At 62.0% G+C, this 3,107-nt stretch carries 5 protein-coding genes; 2 read left to right on the forward strand and 3 right to left on the reverse strand.

The genetic code is table 11. From position 1 onward, the window contains the following. From B1964_RS11285 to B1964_RS11295, 3 genes are all read right to left on the reverse strand, one after another. Positions 1-341: low molecular weight phosphatase family protein (locus tag B1964_RS11285; protein ID WP_079929797.1), on the reverse strand; the 341-nt coding region annotated here is incomplete at its 3' end. Continuing rightward, complete coding sequence (gene arsB / locus B1964_RS11290) at positions 334-1,422, reverse strand: ACR3 family arsenite efflux transporter (protein ID WP_079929798.1); 1,089 nt, start codon at positions 1,420-1,422, stop codon at positions 334-336. The genes arsB and B1964_RS11285, both read right to left, overlap by 8 nt. After that, the gene (locus B1964_RS11295; RefSeq protein ID WP_079929799.1) at positions 1,419-1,781 is read right to left on the reverse strand and encodes a metalloregulator ArsR/SmtB family transcription factor; all 363 of its coding nucleotides are present in this window, start codon (positions 1,779-1,781) and stop codon (positions 1,419-1,421) included. The genes arsB and B1964_RS11295 overlap by 4 nt, the downstream gene beginning before the upstream one ends. 193 nt (positions 1,782-1,974) lie before the next feature. On the opposite strand from B1964_RS11295, the gene B1964_RS30700 reads away from it, so the two are divergent. Both B1964_RS30700 and B1964_RS30705 read left to right on the forward strand, forming a co-directional pair. After that, positions 1,975-2,400, forward strand: a complete 426-nt coding sequence (locus tag B1964_RS30700; RefSeq protein WP_216354236.1) for a helix-turn-helix domain-containing protein — start codon at positions 1,975-1,977, stop codon at positions 2,398-2,400. A gap of 116 nt (positions 2,401-2,516) precedes the next feature. Further along, a partial coding sequence (locus B1964_RS30705) for a hypothetical protein (protein ID WP_216354237.1) occupies positions 2,517-3,107 on the forward strand: 591 nt, incomplete at its 3' end.

Genomic DNA, 3,107 nt, shown 5'->3' on the forward strand with positions numbered 1-3,107 from the left:
TCGATGCCCTCGATGCCACATTCGGAGGGTTCGTCGGTGTTCCACACCTCGAGGGCGACACCTTCGGGCGGGGTAACGTAGGCGGGGCCGATCACCACGACTAGATCTGCGGCCCGCATCAGCTCGTCTGTGAGTTGGCGAGGCTTGTGTTCGGCGACTTCGGCCCCGAACTCGGCGAGCACCTGAGCGGAGAGGTCGTTGACCCGGCCGCCGATCTTCGCGCTGGTCCCGGCCGACGACGCGGAGATCCGGTCGGTGATCTCCGGCGTGAGGCGTTCGGCCATCACGGATTTGCCGCGGTTGCTAACGCACACGAAGAGCACATCGATGGGTTCAGGCATGGCGCAGGGGCTCCCTGGTTGCGTTGGTGGTTGTGGTGATGCGTTTCCGCAGCGCCAAAGACACGTACACGAGACCGACGAGGACGGGAACCTCGATCAGCGGGCCGATCACCCCGGCCAGAGCCTGCCCGGAGGTCGCACCGTAGGTGGCGATCGCGACGGCGATGGCAAGCTCAAAGTTGTTGCCCGCCGCAGTGAAAGAGAGCGTGGTGGTCCGCTCGTAACCCAGTCCCAGCGCGGCGCCCAGGATGAATCCGCCACCCCACATCACCGCGAAGTAGATCAGCAGCGGAAGAGCGATCCGCACGACGTCCCAGGGCTGCGAGGTGATCTGCTCACCCTGCAAAGCGAACAAGATAACAATCGTGAACAGTAGACCGTAGAGCGCCCACGGCCCGAGGCGCGGCAGCAACGAGGACTCGTACCACTCGCGGCCTTTGGTCCGCTCGCCGATGCGACGGGTGAGGTACCCGGCCACCAGGGGGATGCCGAGGAAGATCAGCACCGACCTGGCGATCTGCCACATCGAGGTATCAATGGTGGTCTGTTCGAGACCGAGCCAGCCGGGTAGCACTGACAGGTAGAACCAGCCCAGCACGGCGAACATGATGACCTGGAACACCGAGTTCAGCGCGACGAGGACTGCAGCGGCTTCCCGGTCGCCGCAGGCCAGATCGTTCCAGATGATGACCATCGCGATACATCTGGCCAGACCGACGATGATCAGGCCCGTCCGGTATTCCGGCAGATCCGGCAACAGCAACCACGCCAGCGCAAACATCAACGCCGGGCCGATGATCCAGTTCAGCACCAGCGAGCTGAGCAGCAGGCGACGATCGGCGGTGACCGCGTCGAGTCGGTCGTAACGCACCTTTGCCAGCACCGGATACATCATGATCAGCAGCCCGAGAGCGATCGGCAGCGAGATACCGTCGAGTTCTACCGCCGCCAGTGTCTCTCCCAGCCCCGGGACAGCGCGGCCCAACAGCAATCCTGCAACCATTGCGGCGCCGATCCACACCGGCAGGAACCGATCAAGCATCGACAACTTGCCCGCGACCGCATGACCTGCCCCACTCATCGACCTTCCTCGCACGAATCCGGCTCACCGACCACTGCCGCAAGACCAACTAGTACCTCCGATAACTGCTCGAGCACAACGCTATTCACGCGGTAGTAGACCCACGTGCCCCGGCGTTCACTGGTCACCAGGCCGGCCTCCCGTAACACCCTCAGATGATGCGAGATCGTCGACTGCGACAACCGGATCGGTCCCGAAATATCACACACACAGGCCTGACCACCCGGCCGCGACGCCACCTCCGACAACAACCGCAGGCGCACCGGATCCGCCAACGCCTTCAACGCCGGCGCAAACCGCGCAGCCCGATTCGCACTCAACCCGCCACCGCCCGCAACCAGCACGTCTTGATTCGACATACATCAATATTGACACACATCGAATCAACGGACAATCCAACCCCCGCCATCTACCACCACCGCACGACTGCAGACCTTGAAACCTCTTGCTGGGGAATATGATCAGTTCGATATTGACGGTATCCAGTAATACTTTATCGATGGCGTAATAGGAATTTTGACACCCGCCCCCAGTGACAGCCAACATGAGACTGTGACACCCAATACGGGAGTTTCCCTCGCCAGCATCGTCGACGAGTTCAAACACCGGCGCGGCCTCTCGGAAACGGCGGTCGCCGAGCGGCTCGGCATGAGTCGGATGAATCTGAATCTTTGGCGGCGTGAAGGACTTCGCGCCCTGCCCGGGCGGGATCGACTGGAGATGGTCGCGAAGGTGACTGACACGCCGTACAGGGTTGTACTCGAGACTGTGCTGGCCGAATGCGGCTATCTCGACACTCCCCCGCCGGGGGGCACCGTGTCACTGGACGGCGTGGTCGCTGTCTCTCGGATCGTGGCTGGTGTGGTGGGCCGTGGGTTAAGTCCGAGCGAGTCTTCACGCCTACGTTCAGCGTGGATGTCTGCATCGCCTCGAACACTGGAAGCTGTCGCCGGCGGTCTCGATCTAGAAGATGGCTGAGCACGAACGATGCGGAAGCCGAGTTTGACCATTCCGTGTCCCCGCCGACCCAAGCGCCGAGCTACCAGCGACCGCTGAACCGTGTCCAGCACCGGCGCTGGCGGGGGTGCCCTTCCGTGGGACAGGCATTCACCGACCACAATGATCCGGAGGCCATCCCGATGAACAGCGAGAAACTCGAACACCGAGCAGTGCGGTTAGGGCTGCGCGCTCCGCGTGTCGTCATTGTGTTTCCAGGTGACAGTGATTGGACCTACTGGGCTCGACTCGCACTCGCGGTAGCTAATCGTTACTGGGGAGGGAGTGGATTCGTCCTCGCACCCGCCCGCCCCGATGGTGAAGTTGCTCCAAAACTACTAGGGGCCATGGCTGCCTACGATCCGGACTATGTAGTTGCGCTCGCACCCACGGTGAGAGAGTGCCAGGAAGTGCTTACCGACATTCTTGAGCAGAGATACCCGAATGGTGCCCTCGTGGGAGTGGCGGATTCTGAACTGGAGCGACTCCTCGACGAGGAGGTCAACCTTCGTTCGGAACTCGAACCAACCCGAAAGAGCGTTGCCAGCCACTGTGCTGCATATCGGATGCGGATCACGCCAGTCGATGCCCCCCACGAGCGGCTCACTTCCATCGGTTCGACCGATCGACAATCGGGTCCGCTTGTTAAGCCTCGATCCACCGATCGGCTTTTGAGGTGTGATGAAAGG

Origin of the sequence: Gordonia sp. i37, from assembly GCF_002043085.1 — a bacterium.
Taxonomy (GTDB): domain Bacteria; phylum Actinomycetota; class Actinomycetes; order Mycobacteriales; family Mycobacteriaceae; genus Gordonia; species Gordonia polyisoprenivorans.